This window comes from Winogradskyella bathintestinalis, assembly GCF_030407435.1.
Classification (GTDB): domain Bacteria; phylum Bacteroidota; class Bacteroidia; order Flavobacteriales; family Flavobacteriaceae; genus Winogradskyella; species Winogradskyella bathintestinalis.
The window spans coordinates 1,022,033-1,042,040 of the sequence record NZ_JASDDK010000002.1; the positions used below are offsets into that span (position 1 = coordinate 1,022,033).

Annotated in this window: 16 protein-coding genes; 13 read left to right on the top strand and 3 right to left on the bottom strand. The window is 34.2% G+C overall.

The features are described 5' to 3' along the window. The first annotated feature begins 15 nt into the window (after nt 1-15). The 3 genes from tamL (at nt 16) to accD (ending at nt 5,013) form a co-directional block, all read left to right on the top strand. On the top strand, nt 16-2,541 hold the full coding sequence (gene tamL / locus QMA06_RS09520; RefSeq protein WP_456119804.1) for a translocation and assembly module lipoprotein TamL: 2,526 nt from the start codon (nt 16-18) through the stop codon (nt 2,539-2,541). A gap of 295 nt (nt 2,542-2,836) precedes the next feature. Next, entirely contained in the window at nt 2,837-3,904 is a 1,068-nt protein-coding gene (gene fbaA, locus QMA06_RS09525) for a class II fructose-bisphosphate aldolase (protein ID WP_290206609.1), read from the top strand. A 251-nt stretch (nt 3,905-4,155) separates the two neighbouring features. Beyond that, the gene (accD, locus tag QMA06_RS09530) at nt 4,156-5,013 is read left to right on the top strand and encodes an acetyl-CoA carboxylase, carboxyltransferase subunit beta (protein WP_290206610.1); all 858 of its coding nucleotides are present in this window, start codon (nt 4,156-4,158) and stop codon (nt 5,011-5,013) included. A 16-nt stretch (nt 5,014-5,029) separates the two neighbouring features. Here accD and QMA06_RS09535 read toward each other — a convergent pair whose 3' ends face one another. Further along, nucleotides 5,030-6,172: a sensor histidine kinase gene (locus QMA06_RS09535; protein WP_290206611.1), complete on the bottom strand. Its 1,143-nt coding sequence runs from the start codon at nt 6,170-6,172 to the stop codon at nt 5,030-5,032. A 108-nt stretch (nt 6,173-6,280) separates the two neighbouring features. Then, nucleotides 6,281-7,393: a sensor histidine kinase gene (locus tag QMA06_RS09540; RefSeq protein ID WP_290206612.1), complete on the bottom strand. Its 1,113-nt coding sequence runs from the start codon at nt 7,391-7,393 to the stop codon at nt 6,281-6,283. 194 nt (nt 7,394-7,587) lie between these two features. On the opposite strand from QMA06_RS09540, the gene rpsO reads away from it, so the two are divergent. The 10 genes from rpsO to rpe all read left to right on the top strand — a co-directional run bounded on the left by rpsO (nt 7,588) and on the right by rpe (nt 18,702). Next, on the top strand, nt 7,588-7,857 hold the full coding sequence (gene rpsO, locus QMA06_RS09545; protein WP_290206613.1) for a 30S ribosomal protein S15: 270 nt from the start codon (nt 7,588-7,590) through the stop codon (nt 7,855-7,857). 212 nt (nt 7,858-8,069) lie between these two features. Further along, nucleotides 8,070-10,331 (top strand): polyribonucleotide nucleotidyltransferase, encoded by a 2,262-nt coding sequence (locus QMA06_RS09550; protein WP_290206614.1) that lies wholly within the window; start codon nt 8,070-8,072, stop codon nt 10,329-10,331. A gap of 170 nt (nt 10,332-10,501) precedes the next feature. Further along, a complete protein-coding gene (locus QMA06_RS09555) occupies nt 10,502-11,197 on the top strand; it encodes a hypothetical protein (RefSeq protein ID WP_290206615.1) in 696 nt (231 codons plus the stop codon). 254 nt (nt 11,198-11,451) lie between these two features. Beyond that, nucleotides 11,452-12,873, top strand: coding sequence for a glycosyltransferase (locus QMA06_RS09560; RefSeq protein WP_290206616.1), 1,422 nt, complete (start codon nt 11,452-11,454; stop codon nt 12,871-12,873). A 443-nt stretch (nt 12,874-13,316) separates the two neighbouring features. After that, on the top strand, nt 13,317-14,123 hold the full coding sequence (gene proC, locus QMA06_RS09565) for a pyrroline-5-carboxylate reductase (RefSeq protein WP_290206617.1): 807 nt from the start codon (nt 13,317-13,319) through the stop codon (nt 14,121-14,123). 141 nt (nt 14,124-14,264) lie between these two features. Beyond that, a complete protein-coding gene (gene proB / locus QMA06_RS09570) occupies nt 14,265-15,044 on the top strand; it encodes a glutamate 5-kinase (RefSeq protein ID WP_290206618.1) in 780 nt (259 codons plus the stop codon). Between the two features lie 28 nt (nt 15,045-15,072). Continuing rightward, nucleotides 15,073-16,272, top strand: a complete 1,200-nt coding sequence (locus tag QMA06_RS09575; RefSeq protein ID WP_290206619.1) for a glutamate-5-semialdehyde dehydrogenase — start codon at nt 15,073-15,075, stop codon at nt 16,270-16,272. A 96-nt stretch (nt 16,273-16,368) separates the two neighbouring features. Then, complete coding sequence (locus QMA06_RS09580) at nt 16,369-16,743, top strand: hypothetical protein (protein ID WP_290206620.1); 375 nt, start codon at nt 16,369-16,371, stop codon at nt 16,741-16,743. Between the two features lie 92 nt (nt 16,744-16,835). After that, complete coding sequence (locus tag QMA06_RS09585) at nt 16,836-17,699, top strand: sigma-70 family RNA polymerase sigma factor (RefSeq protein ID WP_290206621.1); 864 nt, start codon at nt 16,836-16,838, stop codon at nt 17,697-17,699. A 340-nt stretch (nt 17,700-18,039) separates the two neighbouring features. Beyond that, entirely contained in the window at nt 18,040-18,702 is a 663-nt protein-coding gene (rpe, locus tag QMA06_RS09590) for a ribulose-phosphate 3-epimerase (RefSeq protein WP_290206622.1), read from the top strand. Between the two features lie 787 nt (nt 18,703-19,489). On the opposite strand, the gene QMA06_RS09595 is transcribed toward rpe, so the two are convergent. Then, nucleotides 19,490-19,696, bottom strand: coding sequence for a hypothetical protein (locus tag QMA06_RS09595; RefSeq protein WP_290206623.1), 207 nt, complete (start codon nt 19,694-19,696; stop codon nt 19,490-19,492). Between the last annotated feature and the right edge of the window lie 312 nt (nt 19,697-20,008).

The window sequence follows — 20,008 nt, forward strand, 5'->3', positions numbered from 1 at the left end:
CGTTATGTCTTGTTTTTGGTATGTTTCTTTCTGTTAAGCTCCTGTAATGTGGTAAAACGTGTTAAGGCCGACGAACATCTCATTACAAGCAACACCATTTTAGAAGATGGCCAGAAAGTAACCGATGAACGCATCAACAATATTATTGCGCAACGGACCAATTCGGGCATGCGTAAGTTTCTAGGCTTTCCATTAAAACTTCATATATATAATCTGGCCAGACCAAACATAGATTCTATATTATATGCCAATGTGTTAAGTGATTCTGCTAAAGTAAAACGTAAAACGGCTTTATTATCTAAAAAACAATTTGATAAGTTGATGGAATCGCGTCGTAATTTCAATGCTTGGTTAAAACGCACCGGTGAACCGCCAGTTATATATGATGAAGATAAAACCATTAAAACCGCTAATAATCTCCGAAAATACTATTATAGTAAAGGATGGTTTAATAATGAAATAGTTTATGATGTAGAGACCGATTCAAACAAATTGGCCCAAGTATATTATAAAGTTAAAAAACACGCGCCTTATATTTTAGATTCAATTAATCCCATTATAAGTAGTCCGGCTATAGATTCACTGTATGCTAAATTTAGTCAAAACTCATTATTAAAAACAGGAGAACAATACGACGAACAGAATTATGAAACCGAACGCGAACGTATAAATAATTACTTACGTAATGCCGGCTTTTATTATTTTGGACAAGATTACATTCGGTTTGAAATGGATACGATTAACACCAACCATAAAGTACATACGGATGTAATTATAGCCAACAGAACTATAAGAGGTGACGATTCTACTACGACAACACCATTTAAAATTTTTAAAATAAGAGAGGTCAATATTTTTACAGACGATAATTTTGACAACCGTAATAAACCAATTACAGATACGACCACTTATAGAAATTTTAATTTATACAGTAAGGGAAAATTAAGGTTTAGACCAAAAGCGTTGACGGATGCTATTTTTATAAACAAAAACGACACCTTTAGTGCATTAGCACAGAGCAGAACTTCGAGATATCTAAATGATTTAAAAATGTTTAGATATCCAAATATCGATTTTGTTGAAAATCCTGAAGATACCACGCTTACCGCAAATATTTTTTTGGAACCTAAAAAGAAATACGGTTTAAGTTTTGATCCCGAGGTTTACACGAGCAATATTCAAACCATTGGTTTTTCTTTTAGTACTGGATTAAAAATTAGAAATATTTTTAGAGGTGCGGAAACCTTAGAATTATCAGGCATTGCAGCAATTGGAGCATCAGAAAGTCCAAGCGATCCGGATGCAGCCTTTTTTGATATCAATGAATTTGGAGGCAATATTCGATTAACCATCCCTAGATTATTCAGTCCGTTTAATACGGATAAAATAATTCCGAAATATATGTCACCGAGTACAGCAATTAATCTCTCTGCTACGAGTCAGCAAAATATTGGGTTAGATAAACAATCGCTTTCAGGTGTTTTTAGTTATAATTGGTTTCCTTCAAAAACAGTGACCAATACTTTAGAATTATTCAACGTTAATTTTGTTAAAAATCTAAATACCAGCAATTATTTTGGGGTGTACCAAAACTCTTTCTCACGGTTAAATGCTATTGCTCGCGATATAAATTACATAGATAGCGATGCTATTTTATTCGATAATGCATTAGGCACAAATCGCTATGCGCCAGCCGATTCATTTATTGGCGATGTCTTATCTGGCAATACCAGTTTATCCTCTAATGATGATGATTATTTAATCGTAAATAATATAGACGAACGCAAAGAACGACTTACCGAAAATAACCTTATTTTTTCCACAAGTTTCGATTATAAAATAGATAAACGCAACAGTATTTTTGATAATGATTTCTCTGTTTTTAAATGGAGAATAGAACTAGCCGGTAATTTATTATCGAACTTGTCTAACGTTATCGGGTTAACTAAAAATGACTCTGGAGATTACGAAATATTTGGAGTCGCCTTTTCGCAATATATTAAAGCAGAAGTCGACTATGTGAAATATATTGACTTGGGAAGAAAAAATGTATTTGCCTTTCGTAGTTATGCAGGTGTCGCTATTCCGTACGGAAATTCTAATAGCATTCCATTTGCCGAGAGCTTCTTTGCTGGTGGACCAAACGATAATAGAGCCTGGAGAGCCTATAATTTAGGGCCAGGCAGTTCTAAGACAACGAATGAGTTTAATGAGGCTAATTTTAAACTTCATTTAAGTGCCGAACAGCGTTTTAGTTTATTTGGAGCGTTTCATGGAGCCATATTTGCTGATGCTGGCAACATTTGGAATGTTTTAGATAATGTTGAAGACGATGCAGCGACCTTGTCTAATTTTAACGCGCTTAAAGATATAGCTATAGGCTCTGGCTTTGGTTTACGCTACGATTTTGATTTCTTTGTATTACGATTTGATGTAGGTTTTAAAACATACGATCCGTCACAAAACATAGACAATCGTTGGTTTAGAGATTATAATTTTAGAAATGCCGTATATAATATTGGTATCAACTATCCATTTTAAATTCAGAATTCATTACGTTTTATTTTGTCTTGTGTTTTAGAGAAGCACAGGTATCTTCTATAATTTGAATCGTTTCTTAGGACCTTTATTTTTCATATTACATAAATATTCCCGTGCCGGAAGCCATTAGAAATAGTTTTACTACCCCTAAAACACCCGCTAGAATTTGTCACGCAAACCCCGCTTAAAATTGTAATATTACCGATAACGTTTTCGGTATTTTATCATAGATTAGAGGTTATAAATACTGAAAAATTGCGTATTTTTGATACTTAAATTTTTAAACTTACAAGTTATGAGTCATAATATTAAACCTGGGGTTGCTACAGGAAAAGAAGTTCAGAATATTTTCAATTATGCTAAAGAAAAAGGCTTTGCCTTACCAGCCGTAAATGTTATCGGTTCAAATACTATAAATGGTGTTTTAGAAACCGCAAGAGATTTACACGCACCTGTTATAATTCAATTTTCAAATGGTGGTGCACAATTTAATGCCGGAAAAGGTCTAAGCAATGATGGGCAAAAAGCTGCTATACAAGGTGCCATTGCAGGTGCTAAACATGTGCATCAAATGGCAGAGGCTTATGGTGTACCTGTTATTTTGCATACCGATCATTGTGCTAAGAAATTATTACCTTGGATAGACGGTTTATTGGATGCTAGTGAACAGCATTTTAAAGAAACAGGAAAATCGCTCTATAGTTCTCATATGATTGATTTATCTGAAGAACCAATTGAAGAAAACATTGAAATCTGTAAAAAATACCTTGAGCGCATGAGCAAAATGGGTATGACACTAGAGATAGAACTTGGTATTACAGGTGGAGAAGAAGATGGTGTTGATAACACCGATGTTGACGACTCTAAATTATATACGCAACCAGAAGAAGTTGCTTATGCTTATGAAGAATTAAGCAAAGTTAGCGATCAGTTTACCATTGCTGCAGCTTTTGGAAATGTACACGGTGTATATAAGCCTGGTAATGTAAAATTAACTCCTAAAATTCTTAAAAATTCGCAAGACCATATTTCAAAAAAATATGGTGTTGAGCACAACCATATCGATTTTGTTTTTCACGGCGGATCTGGTTCTACAGTTGAAGAAATAAGAGAAGGAATAAGCTACGGGGTTATTAAAATGAATATCGATACCGATTTACAATACGCTTTTTTAAGTGGTGTTAGAGATTATGTACAAGATAAAAAGGACTACCTACAATCGCAAATTGGAAATCCAGATGGTGAGGATGTTCCTAACAAAAAGTATTATGACCCACGTGTTTGGTTACGCAAAGGAGAAGAATCGTTTGTAGAGCGATTGAAAAAAGCTTTCGAAGATTTAAATAACGTAGATACGTTATAGGAATTTCAGCACAACTTTTAGAAACCCATTAGAGCTTATAATCAAAGTTTTAATGGGCTTTCTTTTGTTTATTAAATTAGTGTTTTAAGATATTTTTCGCATTTTTTGAGTTATATTTAATAAAACAGTAAGTTTGTACCCTTTGCAATTGCAAATTATAATTAACTAAAAACATCTGATTTTAGATTTAAAAATCTATAATTATAAACCTGCCCAGAGACACGGTCAACGGGTTAAATTCGTAAATATATATGGCTTGGTTTAAACGAAAAGAAAAAGGTATCCATACCTCAACAGAAGAAAAGAAAGATACTCCCAAAGGGCTATGGTACAAATCGCCTACAGGAAAAATAATTGACACTAAAGAATTAGAGCAGAATTTTTATGTAAGTCCTGAAGATGGCTATCACGTAAGAATTGGTAGTAATGAATATTTTCAGATTCTATTTGATGATAATAAATACAAAGAATTAGACCCTAATTTAACGTCTAAAGATCCACTTAAATTTGAAGACACTAAAAAATACCCTGACCGTTTAAAGGCGGCCCAAGCGAAAACAAACTTAAAAGATGCGGTAAGAACCGCTGTAGGCAAATCTAATGGAGAAGATTTAGTTATTGCTTGTATGGATTTTAGTTTTATTGGCGGCTCCATGGGTTCTGTTGTTGGTGAAAAAATTGCAAGAGCCGCAGATTACGCTTTAAAAAAGAAGACCCCTTTAATGATTATTAGTAAATCGGGTGGTGCGCGTATGATGGAGGCTGCACTATCGTTAATGCAATTAGCCAAAACATCGGTAAAATTAGCGCAATTAGCAGATGCTGGTATTCCATATATTTCATTATGTACAGACCCAACTACAGGTGGTACAACAGCTTCCTTTGCTATGTTAGGAGATATTAATATCGCAGAGCCTGGTGCGCTTATCGGATTTGCTGGACCAAGAATTGTTCGCGATACTACAGGTAAGGAATTACCAGAAGGATTTCAAACTTCTGAATTCTTATTAGAACATGGCTTTTTGGATTTTATAACCCATCGTAAAGATTTAAAAAATAAAGTCAATTTATATATCGACTTAATAAAAAATCAGCCCATTAGGGCTTAACATAAAAAAAAGTGGTCTAAACGACCACTTTTTTATTGTCTTCTTTCAAACTAACATCTTGCGCCTTTAAAAAGTAAATAGAAAAACAAGTCCCTTCGCCTACTTTGCTTTCAACTTCTATTTTACCACCCATACTTTCTATATGATTTTTGGTAATATAAAGGCCTATTCCTCTCGAATCTTGATGTTCATGAAACGTTCCGTTTAATGTAAATAATTTTTCAGAATTAGAATTGAGATCTATACCCAAACCGTTATCTTTAATTTTTAGCACAACACTATCATCGTCAATAACATTGGTGAGTTCTATGACAGGTAATCGTTTTTCGGATTTATATTTTAATGCATTCGTGAGAAAATTGAGGATAATACTATCCAGATAAGCTTCAATACCTTTAATTTGAAGATTCTTATCTATTTTATTTATTATCTGTCCGTTCTCTTTTTTTAGTAGAGCACTAACATTATATATAGAATTTTCAACATATTGATAAAGCGATAATGTTCTTAATCTATTCACATTTCGCGATTTATTTATTCTAATTAAATTAAGATGCTCAATCGTTTCTGTAAGATTTCTTAAAGAATCCTTTAACATTGTAAAGTTTTCATTTGCCGTTAACGTTTCTTCCAAATCCTCTTCTAGAAATTCTATAATTGAACTGAGATTGCCAACGTGTGTACGTATATCGTGCGTAGCGATATGCGCGAAATCTTTTAATTTTTCATTCTGTTCTTTAACAACGCTCATTAAGCCTTCCATTTGATATGACGCTGATTTTTGATCAGATATATCGGTAATTTGGGCTATAAAATACTTTGGTTTACCCTGTTCATCTTTAAAAAGCGACACCGATAATAGTGCCCATACCACAAAGCCTTTTTTGTGAAAATACCGTTTTTCAATTTGGTAATTATTTATTTCACCACGCATTAATTGGTGCATATATTTTAAATCTATCTCCAAATCATCACGATGCGTTATGTCCTGAAAATTCATTTCATACAGTTCATCCTCCTCATAGCCCAAAAAATTAACGATACTTTTATTAATTTTTATCCATTTTCCTTCTGTACTTACAATGGCAATGCCTCCATTAGCATGGTTAAATATATTCTGAAAAAGTTTTGTTTTAAAACGTTCAATATGTTTTGGCATATGGCAATGTCTGTTTTGTATACAAAAATAATTATACCTAATTATAAATTTTAACTCTATCACATATTATGTTAGCATAATAGGTCACTTCAATAATAAGCGTAAAAACTAACATTCAACCTTCTTAAAATAGACCGAGAATTCGGTGCCGACATCAACTTCACTTTCCACTTCAATCTTGCCGCCTAAGGATTCTATTTGATTTTTAGTAATAAATAATCCAATCCCAATGGCGTCTTTATTATTATGAAATGTTTTATACATATGAAATATGGTATCTCCAAACTTGTCCAAATCTATTCCCAAGCCATTATCTTTTATTTTTAGAACCACGAAATCCCCTTTAATTTGAGAACTTAACTCAATAATGGGTGTTCGTTTATCTGATTTATATTTTATAGCATTGGTAAGAAAATTCAAAATAATGCTATCTAGATATGCTGGCACACCTTTAACGCAAATATCTTCATCAATTTGATTGTATATTACGGCTTGTGCATTTTGTGCTATGGCAATGATGTTATAAGTTGCTTTTTCCGTATAATCAAAAAGATTAAGTGCTTGCATCTTAGCGTCATCAATTTCTTTAATTTTAGCTACTTCTGTTAGATGAGATACTGTAACTTGTAAATTTTGGAGTGCTTTTTTTAGTAGTATAAAGTAATCATTGTCGTGTAACTCAGAAAAATCGTCTTCCAAAAATTCAGTGATGGCTACAAGATTACCTGAATGCGTTCTAAGATTATGGGTCACTATATTGGCAAACGACGTTAACCTTTCATTTTGCTCCTTAGCCACTCTATGCATAAGGTTTAATTTATCTTGGCTTTTTTGTCTCTTAGTAATATCATTAAATTGCCAAATCATGTGTGGTCTGCCTTCTTTAAAATAAACCAAAGACACAGAGATTACCATCCAAATAATTGACCCATCTTTATGGAAATACCGTTGCTTTACACGGTACTTATCAATTTCACCGTTAATGAGTTTTTCAAATTTTTGCTCATGCACTCCCAAATCTTCAACATAGACAATATTGTCAATATCCATATTAAAAAGTTCCCATCTTGTATAGCCAAAAACATCACAAACACTTTCGTTGACCTTCAACCAATTTCCATCTAAATTTACAATAGCTATGCCATTGTACGTATTGTTAAAAGTACGTTCTAAAACGTCGTAAGCGTTAGAGAAATTTCGCAGATGGTTTGACACTTTCATTTCGTTAGAGTTATAAGGATATATCTATTGAAAGCTATTATTTAGTCAGGGTGAAAAACGTGGTAAATACTGGTTACAGTTATATTTAACTTCAAAAAGTTACAAAAAAAAAATCAAATCACAAAAAAATAGTATATTTGCCGCTCGAAAGAAAGGCTTTCGTGTACATAAAAATCATTTACAATAATATTAGCATGTATTTAGATCAAAAAGAAAAAGAGAAACTTTTTAAAAAACACGGTAAAAACGCAAAAGATACCGGTTCTGCTGAAGGACAAATTGCCTTATTTACAGCAAGAATTAATCACCTTACTGAGCACTTAAAAAATAATCGTAAAGATTATAACACAGAGCGCTCGTTAGTAAAGTTAGTTGGTAAGCGTCGTTCTTTATTAGACTATTTAACTAAGAAAGATGTCTTAAGATATCGTGCAATAGTGAAAGAATTAGGATTAAGAAAATAATCTCAACATAAGACCACGCCTAACAGCGTGGTTTTTTGATATATACAACTCGGTTTTTTGGACGAGTATAACACCCAAAATTGAAGAAGCTAAATATAGTTTTTCATTGGTCACGACTCAATAAGTCATACAACAACTACACACAACAACACAACGACCATTGTTTAACAGTACTGATGTGCACGGCATGTTGGTATAAGAATTAAAAAAATATGATTCCAAAAGTTTTTAGAGAGGTCATTGACCTTGGTGATGGTAGAGAAATTTCTATCGAGACCGGAAAATTAGCAAAACAAGCGCACGGAAGCGTTGTTGTACAATCTGGAAAATGTATGTTATTATGTACAGTTGTTTCCAATTACGAACAAAAAGATGTCAACTTCTTACCATTAACGGTAGATTACAGAGAAAAATTTGCAGCTGCAGGTCGTTATCCTGGAGGTTTCTTTAAACGAGAAGCAAGACCAAGTGATGGAGAAGTTTTAACAATGCGTTTAGTGGATCGCGTATTACGTCCATTATTCCCAAAAGATTACCATGCGGAAACTCAGGTTATGATACAATTAATGTCTCACGACCCAGAAGTTATGCCAGATGCCATGGCAGGTTTAGCAGCTTCGGCAGCTATCCAGTTATCAGATTTCCCGTTTGAATGTGCAATCTCTGAAGCCAGAGTTGGACGTATTAATGGAGAATTTATCATTAACCCAACTTTTGCACAGTTAGAAGCGTCTGACATCGATATGATGATTGGAGCATCTGCAGATTCTGTAATGATGGTTGAAGGTGAAATGGACGAAATTTCTGAAGAAGAAATGGCAGACGCTATTAAGTTTGCACACGAGCATATTAAAGTGCAATGTGCTGCTCAGGTAAAATTAGCAGAAGCTTTTGGAAAAAAAGCTGTACGTGAATACGAACCTGAACGTGCTGACGCAGATTTAGAGAAAAAAGTGCATGATATGGCTTACGATAAAGTGTATGCTATTGCTAAAGCAGGTTCTGCAAAGCACGAGAGAAGCGCCGCTTTTCAACAAATAAAAGAAGATATTAAAGCTACTTTTTCTGAAGACGAATTAGCAGATTATGGTGGCTTAGTTTCTGACTATTACCGTAAAGCTGAAAAAGCAGCCATTAGAGATTTAACCTTAAATGAAGGTTTACGTTTAGATGGTAGAAAAACTACTGAAATTAGACCAATTTGGTGTGAGGTAGATTACTTACCATCAACACACGGATCTTCTGTATTTACACGTGGAGAAACGCAAGCACTAGCAACGGTGACTTTAGGTACCTCTAGAGATGCTAACCAAATAGATATGCCATCTCAAGAAGGAGAAGAGCGTTTCTATTTACACTATAACTTCCCACCGTTTTGTACTGGTGAAGCAAGACCAATCCGTGGAACCTCTCGTAGAGAAGTTGGTCATGGTAACTTAGCACAGCGTGCATTAAAAGGTATGGTACCAGACGATTGCCCTTACACTGTACGTGTGGTTTCTGAAGTTTTAGAAAGTAACGGATCCTCGTCAATGGCTACTGTTTGTGCAGGAACTATGGCCATGATGGATGCTGGTGTACAAATGAAAAAACCAGTTTCTGGGATTGCTATGGGATTAATTTCTGATGGAGACTCTGGAAAATATGCTGTACTATCTGATATTTTAGGAGATGAAGATCATTTAGGAGATATGGATTTTAAAGTAACCGGAACTGCAGATGGTATTACCGCCTGCCAAATGGATATTAAAGTCAAAGGTTTATCTTACGAAATTCTAGTGAATGCTTTAAATCAAGCTCGTGAAGGTCGTTTACACATTTTAGAGAAATTGACTGATACCATTGCACAACCTAATGCCGAAGTTAAAGAGCATGCACCAACTATGATCACCAGACGTATTCCAAACGAATTCATTGGTGCTTTAATTGGCCCAGGTGGTAAAGTGATTCAAGAATTACAAAAAGAAACTGATACCACTATCGTTATCAATGAAGACCCTGTTACAGAAGAAGGTATTGTTGAAATTTTAGGTGTTGGAAAAACCGGTATTAATGCTGTTGAGGCTAAAATCGACGCGTTAATGTTTAAACCAGAAGTTGGTAGCGCTTACGAAGTAAAAGTCATTAAGATGCTAGATTTTGGTGCTGTGGTAGAATATATGGACGCTCCAGGTAATGAAGTGTTATTACATGTCAGTGAATTAGCTTGGGAACGTACAGAAAATGTATCTGATGTGGTAAACATGGGAGATGTTTTTGATGTGAAGTACTTTGGCATTGATTCTAGAACACGTAAAGAGAAAGTTTCCCGAAAAGCGTTGTTACCAAAACCAGAAGGTTTTAAAGAAAGACCACCTCGAGATAATAATCGCGTTAGAGACAACAAAGGAAGAGATAATCGTGGGCGTGATAATCGTGGACGTAATAATCGCAGAGACGACAGAAAACCTAGAGAAGAAAAGAAGGAGGATTAATTTCTTTTTGAATCTAAATATATGGAAAAGCCCGACAGTGATGTTGGGCTTTTTTTGTGTTTTGGAATTCAGTATTTCTGCCTTAGCGAGAAAAGATTAGTAAGATCCGCTCTTTATAGAAAGTTTAAATTTAATTAACTTACGTTGATGATAACTCAATTATACAATCGATGACCCTAAAACTGGTAACATTTCTATTACTTTCAACCTACTGTTTTTCCCAAGAACACTATGAATTTGATTATTTTATAGAGACCGAACATATATTTTATAAGGATTTAATAAAAATAAAAGATCGCCAATACAGACAAATAGATACGACCATATCAAAATATTATTTAACCAACTCAAAGCAAAACAATTATCAAGCTGTAATAACGGAAGAAGACAGTTTGCATTACAGATTGGTTTTTACAGATCGAAACGGCATCTATTCTAATGCCACCTTCTTAAAATCTGATTTGCATACTGCCAAAATTCTCAACATTCAAAGTAAACATAAAATTTATGCCTCAATTCGTTCCAGAAATCAAATAAAAAGTCATGGCTTTAATAAAGTATCAGATACTATAATCAATGGAGACGTTCATTGCAAGTATGAGTTAGAACTTTTTAAATCACGAAAAATCAAAAGAAAAAAACTGGGCGCCCAATATGTCATCATTAAAAATGGAACTTCATTTCACCAACCTATTTTCAGCAATGTAACCGCTTATCACTATTGGAAAAAAGAGAGGAATTTACCTAATGGTATATTTCTTGAAAAATATGATATGGATGCTAATGGGCAACTTTATTCCCACGAAAAGTTAATAGATTTCAAGCAAACTAATAGGACTATTATTTTTAATACTGATTATGATTGAGCAATTAGATATAAAATCACTTTTTAATTCCATTTCAATTATAACACCCTAAATCAATATTTTTAGTTTAGAGTATTTTGTATCCCAAAATTTAAAGCTAAAGCTTTCATAATCAAATTATATACTACATTAAAAATTAGAACGTGAATAGATTTAAGCTAATTCTTACAATGTTAAATAAAAATTAAAAAAAATCTAAAATCTAATGATCAACGTACATCTGTTTTAGTTAATCAATCTATTAAATAAGATATATGGCATCAAAAACAACTTCCTCAAAAAACTTCTTGTCAAACTCTAAGAAGCATACAAAAAAATTATCAACCCATTTTAGTCTATTTCTAAAGGGTAAATCTATAACTGAAAGTCCTTACAATAAAGTTGTATTACTTAGTTCATTTTTGCTATTATTAATGGGTATCTATTTTTTCTCAGTCTTTTTCAATGATTTAGAACAATTTAGTGCTTTCAAAAAAAGTAGCACTTTAGGCTATCTATTTGTTGGTGTGGCGTCAAGTTTACTGGCGTTTAAAGCCGCATTTTTTATATATAAAGCGTATAATTATTATAGATATAAGCCTGTCGCCTCAGTTTCAGATGCAGAGTTACCGACCGTTACGGTCATCGTTCCTGCTTATAACGAAGGTAAACAAGTATGGGATACACTGATGAGTTTGGATAACAGTAATTATCCAGACCATAAAATTCAGGTGATTTCTATTGATGATGGAAGTAAAGATGATACGTGGGATTGGATGCTAGATGCCAAAGACAAATTAGGTGATCGTTTAGAAATTTACCAACAACCAAAAAATCAAGGAAAGCGACATGCCCTGTATCGTGGTTTTAATTTAGGAACTGGAGATATTTATATCACTGTCGATAGTGATTCTATTGTTACCGAAGATACACTCAGAAATTTAGTAAGTCCTTTTATTAAAGATGAAAACTGTGGCGCGGTGGCCGGAAATATCAGGGTTTTAAATAACAAAAAGGAAATACTTCCTAAAATGTTAGATGTAAGCTTCGTATTAAGTTTTGAATTTGTACGTTCTGCAGAAAGTAACCTAAATTCTGTGTTATGTACCCCTGGGGCATTAGCTGCTTACAGAAGTACGGCTGTCCATGCGTGTTTACCAGAATGGATTAACCAAACTTTTATGGGAAAAGCATCAGATATTGGTGAAGATAGAGCTATGACTAATATGATATTAAAACAAGGTAAACACGTATTGTTTCAGAAAAACGCCGTAGCGTATACTAATGTACCAGAACAATATTTAGGTTTATATAAAATGTTTATTCGTTGGGGACGAAGTAATGTTAGAGAGAATCTTGAAATGGGTAAATATGTATTTACTAACTTTAGAAGTAAAGGAAAAACAGGTACGCGATTATTATTCATTAGTCAATTCTTAAAAATAGTAATGAGTTATCCTTTATTAATTTCTATGTTGTTTTTCGTTTTAATACATCCCCTATTATTTCTAGGTTCTACACTAGTTAGTATATTAATTATATCTACCTTTTCTGTGTTATTTTTTGCAAGCCAATATAAAACTACAGAAGGTATCTGGGCCTACTCTTATAGTATCTTATATACTTTTGCCTTATTTTGGATTACACCATATGCCATTGCAACGGCTAGCAGAAGAGGCTGGTTAACACGAGGCTAGAAAAATCCATTAGGAGAAGTTACACTTATTAATTGAATCATAAACCTATCAGATGTAAATTTGATAGGTTTTTTTTGTTTAAATACTCAATATGTCACCGACAGGCTGTCAGTTTATCCACTTTTCTCATTTTTACATATTTTCATTTTCTTACATTACCTACGCTTATTCTTTCAGTTTCATAACGATTAGCATAATAATTTCACAATACCATAATTCTCAAAATCCACTGTTTATTTTGGCACTTCCGTATAGTCCTTGTGGTAATTGAGGTGACATAATGCGACATCATCACAATGTTTCTAGTAATGTAATGACGATGATGTTTTATACTTGTGAAGCTCGTCAATGATGCTTTACATGTTTTGTCAAATTAATATAAATCACATAATAAAAGTTTAAGAACAGTCGACATACGACAATTAAAAAATAATATAAATCACATGAGAGTATTAGTAATTGGAGCCGGTAATATGGGCTTAACCTATTCTGAAGGCATGGCAGAATCACCATTGCTCAGTAAGCATAAACTAAGAATTTATGATACCGATCCAAAAAAAATTGAAAGTCTTAATAAGGATGGAAGATTTAATGTCTTCGAAAATTTAGATGACTGCTTACCTAAGGCTGATATCGTTTTTATTGCCGTGAAACCTTATCATATTGAGAATTTATTTGAAAAGATGCAACCGCTAATAAATGATAGTCAGATTTTTGTTTCCTTAATGGCTGGCGTTACTATTGATACCATACAAGAAAAATTAAACGTAAAAAAAGTGATTAGAACGATGCCAAATTTACCAGCTCAAGTGGGTAAAGGTGTGACTTCTTATACTGAGTCTGATGCCGTATCAAAAGTAGAATTAATTATGGTCCGAAATTTATTAGACACTACAGGAACCTCTATTCACGTCAATACCGAAAAATTTATAGATGCCTCTACTGGCATTTCTGGTAGTGGGCCAGCTTATGTATTTTACTTCATGCAATCCATGTTAGAGGCAGCTCTAAAAATGGGCTTTTCTGATTATGATTCTAAAGTTTTAGTCAGCAGCACATTTGAGGGAGCCATAGAACTGTTTAACCAAAATAATATCTCCCCAAAATCGTGGATAGATAAAGTGGCTTCAAAAGGAGGTACAACCCAAGCCGCTATAGATTCTATGGAAGATAATAATGTAAAACAATTGATTCAAGATGCGGCGTATGCGGCATTCGATCGTGCGGTAGAATTAGGCAAAGAAGACTAAGCTATAAGGCCATACTATTTTGTCAATGCCTTATGTAAACATACTGCTGTATTGACACCATTATTAAGGAAAAGCACCCTTTACAATTATTTAATTAAAATCTTCAATATCATATATTATTGAAGATTGAAAAACAACTAAATGAATAAAAATATTAAACGTGTGGTCGTAAAAGTAGGCACCAACGTATTAACAAATAAAGACAATAGAATTTTAGGACCGGTCCTCAGGGAATTAGTACGTCAAATTTCTGTACTGTATGAGGAAGAAATAATGGTGGTATTAGTATCATCAGGTTCCGCAATTGCCGGCATGGAAGTTCTTGGAGATACAGACATAGCAGATAAATCTATAAGAAGGCAGGTGTATTCCGCAGTGGGACAGCCACGGATGATGCGCCACTATTATAGTATTTTCCATGATTATGGGATGCGATGTGCTCAAATTTTAGCTACAAAACGCGATTTCGATACTGGGAAACATCGACAGAACATGATTAATTGTTATGAAGGTTTATTATCGGAAGGAGTCATCCCTATTGCCAATGAAGACGATGCGGTATCATTATCGATGTCTATGTTTTCAGATAATGATGAGTTAGCAAGTTTGGTTGCCGAACTCGTGGATGCAGACCGATTGATCATACTTTCTGATACGGACGGCCTCTACACAGGTCACCCTGATGATGTTGATTCTAAAATGCTTTTTGAAGTTAAAACCAATCAAAATGTAGAACAATATGTACAAGCTTCAAATAAAAAAGAAGGCGAAGGTCGTGGTGGTATGGCCTCAAAATTAAAGATTGCTAAAGGCACGGCGAATAAAAACATTCCCACCTACATTGCCAACGGAAAACGTGAAAATGTCATCATAGATATTATTAATAATAAAGAAGTAGGTACGAAATTTATTAGTGCCTAATACACTTCAAATTTAAAAAAACAGAACCATGAAATTATTACATACAGACATCAAAAACAAGGTCTTAAAATCAATGATCACGATTTTAGATCGCGAAAGACAGGCTATTATCGACGCAAATAAAAAGGACTTAGAGGCTTTTGAAAAAGAAGATCAGGCGTTATATGATCGCTTAATTGTAAATGATAAAAAGGTAAATGAAATGATTGCAGCGGTTGAAGCCGTGATGCATCAAGACGATCCTGTAGGACAAGAAATATCGAACCGCACCTTGAAAAATGGTTTAAACATCGTGAACACTACGGCGCCATTTGGTACTATTCTTATCATTTATGAATCGCGTCCAGATGTTACCATTGAAGCTGCCGTCTTAGCCTTTAAAGCGAATAATAAGATATTATTAAAAGGAGGGAAAGAAGCTTTAAACAGTAATCTCATTTTAGAGCAATGCTGGCACGACGCTTTAGAGGAAAACGGATTATCCAAAGATTGGATTAAGCTGTTACACTTAAAGCGTGAAGAAACTCAGGAGTTCTTAAAAAACCCTACCGAACCTTTAGATTTAATTGTGCCACGTGGAGGTGAACGTTTAATTCATTTTGTAAAAACGCACGCGACATGCGCAGTACTTGTAAGTGGCCGCGGTAATAATTTCCTATACGTCTCAGAACAGGCTGATTGGAGTAAGGCCGTTAATGTTATTATCAATGCCAAAACAGATAAGATTTCAGGTTGTAACGCTTTAGATAAGGTTTTAATCAATAAAAATCTTCCTGAGTACGAAACGAAAGTAAAAATGCTTCAGGAAAAACTAGAAAAGCATAACGTTGAAATCCTTGTCGATGATAAGGTGTCTGACATTTTATCACAACACGAAACTGTGGCTGATCAAGCTATTTGGTATGAAGAATTCTTAGCCTTAAAATTACTTATTGCTGAAGTTGATTCTTTGGACGACGCCATTGAGACGATTAATGAGTATTCTGGTAAGCATTCAGCTGCAATAATTACCGAAAATAATGAGGAAGCCCTTCAATTTATGCACAATGTAGACAGCGCGGCGGTATATCATAATGCCTCTACCCGTTTTACGGATGGAGGACAAATGGGAGTCGGTGCAGAATTAGCCATTAGTACGGATAAATTACATCATCGGGGTCCTTTAGGATTGAAACAATTAGTTACTAACAAATACTATATTTATGGTGATGGACAGGTGCGTGTATAGTTAACAACTAGACAACCAAGGTCTCAACCAATTGGAATTTCGATTCTTACCCATAATTATTTGGATATCTCAATAAAATTCGCTATACTATAGGTTATGATAACACAAGACAAAGAGAAGTACGCAGAAGAGTTAAATGAGTCCATTACCTATCTCGAAAATTTAGGATACTCCAACATTAAGGCTGACATTGAAGGTTATGAAACCCCAAAATCCTATCATAAAAAAGGTAGTGATATTGATGTGACTCCAGATATTGTAGCCGAAAAAGAGGGTAGAAAACATATTTTCGACTTGAGTTTAAAGTCACAAAAACCAAGACTACTTAAATCTAAGTGGCTGTTTTTAAATACACTTAGTCAGATAAAATCGTATCGTTTTAGGTTAATTACAAAGCGAGGACACTACAAATTTAGTAATGAAACGATTGATGATATTAATCTCGATACGGTTAAACTGCTAAAGATTTAAAAATTTTATTATTATTGTGTAACATTTAGTTGCTCTGCTACGTATAATAAAAGCAACATGATGTTGTTTATTGCACAAATCTTAAAATTGAAATGAGACAACTTAAAATTACCAAGCAGGTTACCAATAGGGAAACTGCGTCGTTAGACAAGTATTTACAAGAAATTGGTAAGGTAGATCTTATTACCGCAGACGAGGAGGTAGAATTAGCTCAACGTATTAAAGCTGGGGACCAATTGGCTTTAGAAAAATTAACTAAGGCTAACTTGCGTTTTGTGGTATCTGTGGCTAAGCAATATCAAAACCAAGGGTTAACGTTACCAGATTTAATTAACGAAGGTAATTTAGGTTTAATTAAAGCGGCACAGCGTTTTGATGAAACGCGTGGTTTTAAATTTATTTCTTATGCTGTCTGGTGGATTAGACAATCCATATTACAAGCCTTAGCGGAACAATCTCGAATTGTACGTTTACCACTTAATAAAATTGGTTCCATTAACAAAATTAATAAGACATTTGCCTTTTTAGAGCAAAGTCATGAGCGTCCACCTTCTGCTGAAGAAATTGCAAAGGAGTTAGACATGACGATTAACGATGTTAAAGAATCGCTAAAAAATTCTGGTCGTCACGTAAGTATGGATGCTCCTTTAGTGGAAGGTGAAGATTCTAACTTATATGATGTTTTACGCAGTGGGGAATCTCCAAACCCTGATCGCGATTTATTGCATGAGTCGTTACGTACCGAAATTGAACGTGCCTTAGAAACGTTAACACCTCGAGAAGCCGACGTTATTCGTTTATATTTCGGTTTAGCAAGTCAACATCCCATGACACTCGAAGAGATTGGTGAAACTTTCGATTTAACACGAGAGCGTGTAAGACAAATTAAAGAAAAAGCCATTAGACGCTTAAAACATACATCTAGAAGCAAAATATTAAAGACCTATTTAGGTTAATTTGAATTTGACGCATTTACTCCTACCTTTGTAAGTATTTCGCAACCTATTCGACTCACCTAATAACGACAACAACAGTTACAAACATAACTGTTCGTTTTTTGATTGATGAAAGAACCCACGGCTGATTACCGTGGGTTCACTTATTTCCTATATAATCTAGTTCTTGATTTGATTTCACAATGTATTTATAATTTATTTCACCTCTTCGATTTCTTTTATTTTTATCTCGTCTCTGCTTTATCTGGATTATCAAATCAAAACGCTTTCACCATCAAAACCTCGTGTAATTCCTTACAAATTAATTACTTTTGTCTAAACTTAAAAAGCACCTTTAATTATGTCTTCAAAATTAATTGCACCTTCTATGCTTGCTGCCGATTTTGGCAACCTTCAACGTGATACCGAGATGGTAAATAATAGTGATGCCGATTGGTTTCATATCGATGTTATGGACGGCCATTTTGTACCAAATATATCTTATGGAATGCCCGTAATTGCAGCCATTAAAAAACATGCTACTAAACCTTTAGACGTTCACTTAATGATTGAAAAACCTGAGCGTTACATTGAGGAATTTGCAAAAGTTGGTGCTGATATTATCACTGTTCATTATGAATCTACGGTTCATCTACATCGTACTTTACGTCAGATAAAAGATGCTGGGTGTAAGGCTGGTATCGTACTTAATATTACGACTCCGCTTACGGTTTTACAAGATATTCTACCTGAATGTTATATGATATTGCTCATGTCAATTAATCCTGGATTCGGCGGCCAAAAGTTCGAAGCTATTACTTATAAACGTATAAAAAACCTGCGTCAAATGATAGATGATCAAGGTTTAGATACTCGGATTGAAGTTGATGGTGGTGTTACGGACCAAAATATTCAAAAATTGGTAGAAGCCGGTGCCGATACTTTTGTTGCTGGAAGTCACGTGTTTAAAAGTGATGCTCCAATTGCAACTATTAAAACTTTAAAAGCATTAGCCAATTCTTAACATAGACGTTATCTATACGGATGGACTATAGGCTCAGTGCTATTACACCGCATTGAAATTTATGATACCTACACTTCTTATGCTGCGCAAAAAGTAAACTGCATTGGAATTTAATACGGCATATTTTTCTATAATTATTTATTAGATTCATACCTCTACACACTATCTACGGAGTATGTACGGAGTATGTACGGAGTATGTACGGAGTATGTACGGAGTATGTACGGAGTATGTACGGAGTATGTACGGAGTATGTACGGAGTATGTACGGAGTATGTACGGAGTATGTACGGAGTATGTACGGAGTATGTACGGAGTATGTACGGAGTATGTACGGAGTATGTATGGAGTATGTACGGAGTATGTACGGAGTATGTACGGAGTATGTACGGAGTATGTACGGAGTATGTACGGAGTATGTACGGAGTATAATATTAAAAAGCGTTTTAGTACGTCCCTTCTCTAGAAGATATTATATTTTATTTATAAACGTCATTCGGAATTTTTAGATTGCGCTCCCACCTAAAGCTATTCCTTTCACATCTATTAGGTACGTTAATTCTTCTAAAGAAATAAACAAAAGTTCAAAAATTTATAATTGCATTTATAAATAATTGCTAAAAGGTATGCTAGTAATACCAGCTAATAAACCACCAATATCCCCTACAGATAAGGTGTCTAATTCTTTAGACATTAAGATTTTTTGCAATTTTTAATTCACTAATAACCATGATTAATAAAAGCATGATAACCTACTCTATTTATATCAGAGCCATTTTTTTAGAGATCATTCTTTACTACCATATCCATAATTATAACCGTAGTTATAGCCATATCCGTAAGATTTACTCGCTCCTACACTATTAACGACGTAAGCCATATTTTTTAATTTACCCGTTTCCGATAAATCTTTTGAGAATTGCAGAAGATTCTTCTCTGTATAATTGGCACGTGCTAAGTAAATCGTGGCATCTGCCAATTGAGAAATTAACATCGTATCGGTCACTAAAATCGTAGGGGCCGTATCTATAACAATATAATCATATTTTTCTTTAGCTTCTTCAATGAGCTTCGTGAAACGACCATTAGTAAGTAATTGTGCTGGGTTAGGAGGAATGCTTCCAGATAAAATTATGTGGTGATTCGGATGCTTATCAAAACCATGAATAAGCGCTTCTCTGTATTATACTGAAATAGGTTGACTCTTTTTGGTTACTATTTAGACGTTCAAAAGATTTTTTTTAGCCGTTTAGAAGGCAAAAAAATAGTTTGAACTGGGTCAGTTCTTAAATCGTAAGTTCAGGTA

What these genes read in the sequence shown, in the direction of transcription:
- fbaA (WP_290206609.1), top strand. Translation starts at nt 2,837, where the DNA reads ATGAGTCATAATATTAAACCTGGGGTTGCTACAGGAAAAGAAGTTCAG.
- accD (WP_290206610.1), top strand. Translation starts at nt 4,156, where the DNA reads ATGGCTTGGTTTAAACGAAAAGAAAAAGGTATCCATACCTCAACAGAA.
- QMA06_RS09535 (WP_290206611.1), bottom strand. Translation starts at nt 6,172, where the DNA reads ATGCCAAAACATATTGAACGTTTTAAAACAAAACTTTTTCAGAATATA.
- QMA06_RS09540 (WP_290206612.1), bottom strand. Translation starts at nt 7,393, where the DNA reads ATGAAAGTGTCAAACCATCTGCGAAATTTCTCTAACGCTTACGACGTT.
- rpsO (WP_290206613.1), top strand. Translation starts at nt 7,588, where the DNA reads ATGTATTTAGATCAAAAAGAAAAAGAGAAACTTTTTAAAAAACACGGT.
- QMA06_RS09550 (WP_290206614.1), top strand. Translation starts at nt 8,070, where the DNA reads ATGATTCCAAAAGTTTTTAGAGAGGTCATTGACCTTGGTGATGGTAGA.
- QMA06_RS09555 (WP_290206615.1), top strand. Translation starts at nt 10,502, where the DNA reads ATGACCCTAAAACTGGTAACATTTCTATTACTTTCAACCTACTGTTTT.
- QMA06_RS09560 (WP_290206616.1), top strand. Translation starts at nt 11,452, where the DNA reads ATGGCATCAAAAACAACTTCCTCAAAAAACTTCTTGTCAAACTCTAAG.
- proC (WP_290206617.1), top strand. Translation starts at nt 13,317, where the DNA reads ATGAGAGTATTAGTAATTGGAGCCGGTAATATGGGCTTAACCTATTCT.
- proB (WP_290206618.1), top strand. Translation starts at nt 14,265, where the DNA reads ATGAATAAAAATATTAAACGTGTGGTCGTAAAAGTAGGCACCAACGTA.
- QMA06_RS09575 (WP_290206619.1), top strand. Translation starts at nt 15,073, where the DNA reads ATGAAATTATTACATACAGACATCAAAAACAAGGTCTTAAAATCAATG.
- QMA06_RS09580 (WP_290206620.1), top strand. Translation starts at nt 16,369, where the DNA reads ATGATAACACAAGACAAAGAGAAGTACGCAGAAGAGTTAAATGAGTCC.
- QMA06_RS09585 (WP_290206621.1), top strand. Translation starts at nt 16,836, where the DNA reads ATGAGACAACTTAAAATTACCAAGCAGGTTACCAATAGGGAAACTGCG.
- rpe (WP_290206622.1), top strand. Translation starts at nt 18,040, where the DNA reads ATGTCTTCAAAATTAATTGCACCTTCTATGCTTGCTGCCGATTTTGGC.
- QMA06_RS09595 (WP_290206623.1), bottom strand. Translation starts at nt 19,696, where the DNA reads ATGTTAATTTCTCAATTGGCAGATGCCACGATTTACTTAGCACGTGCC.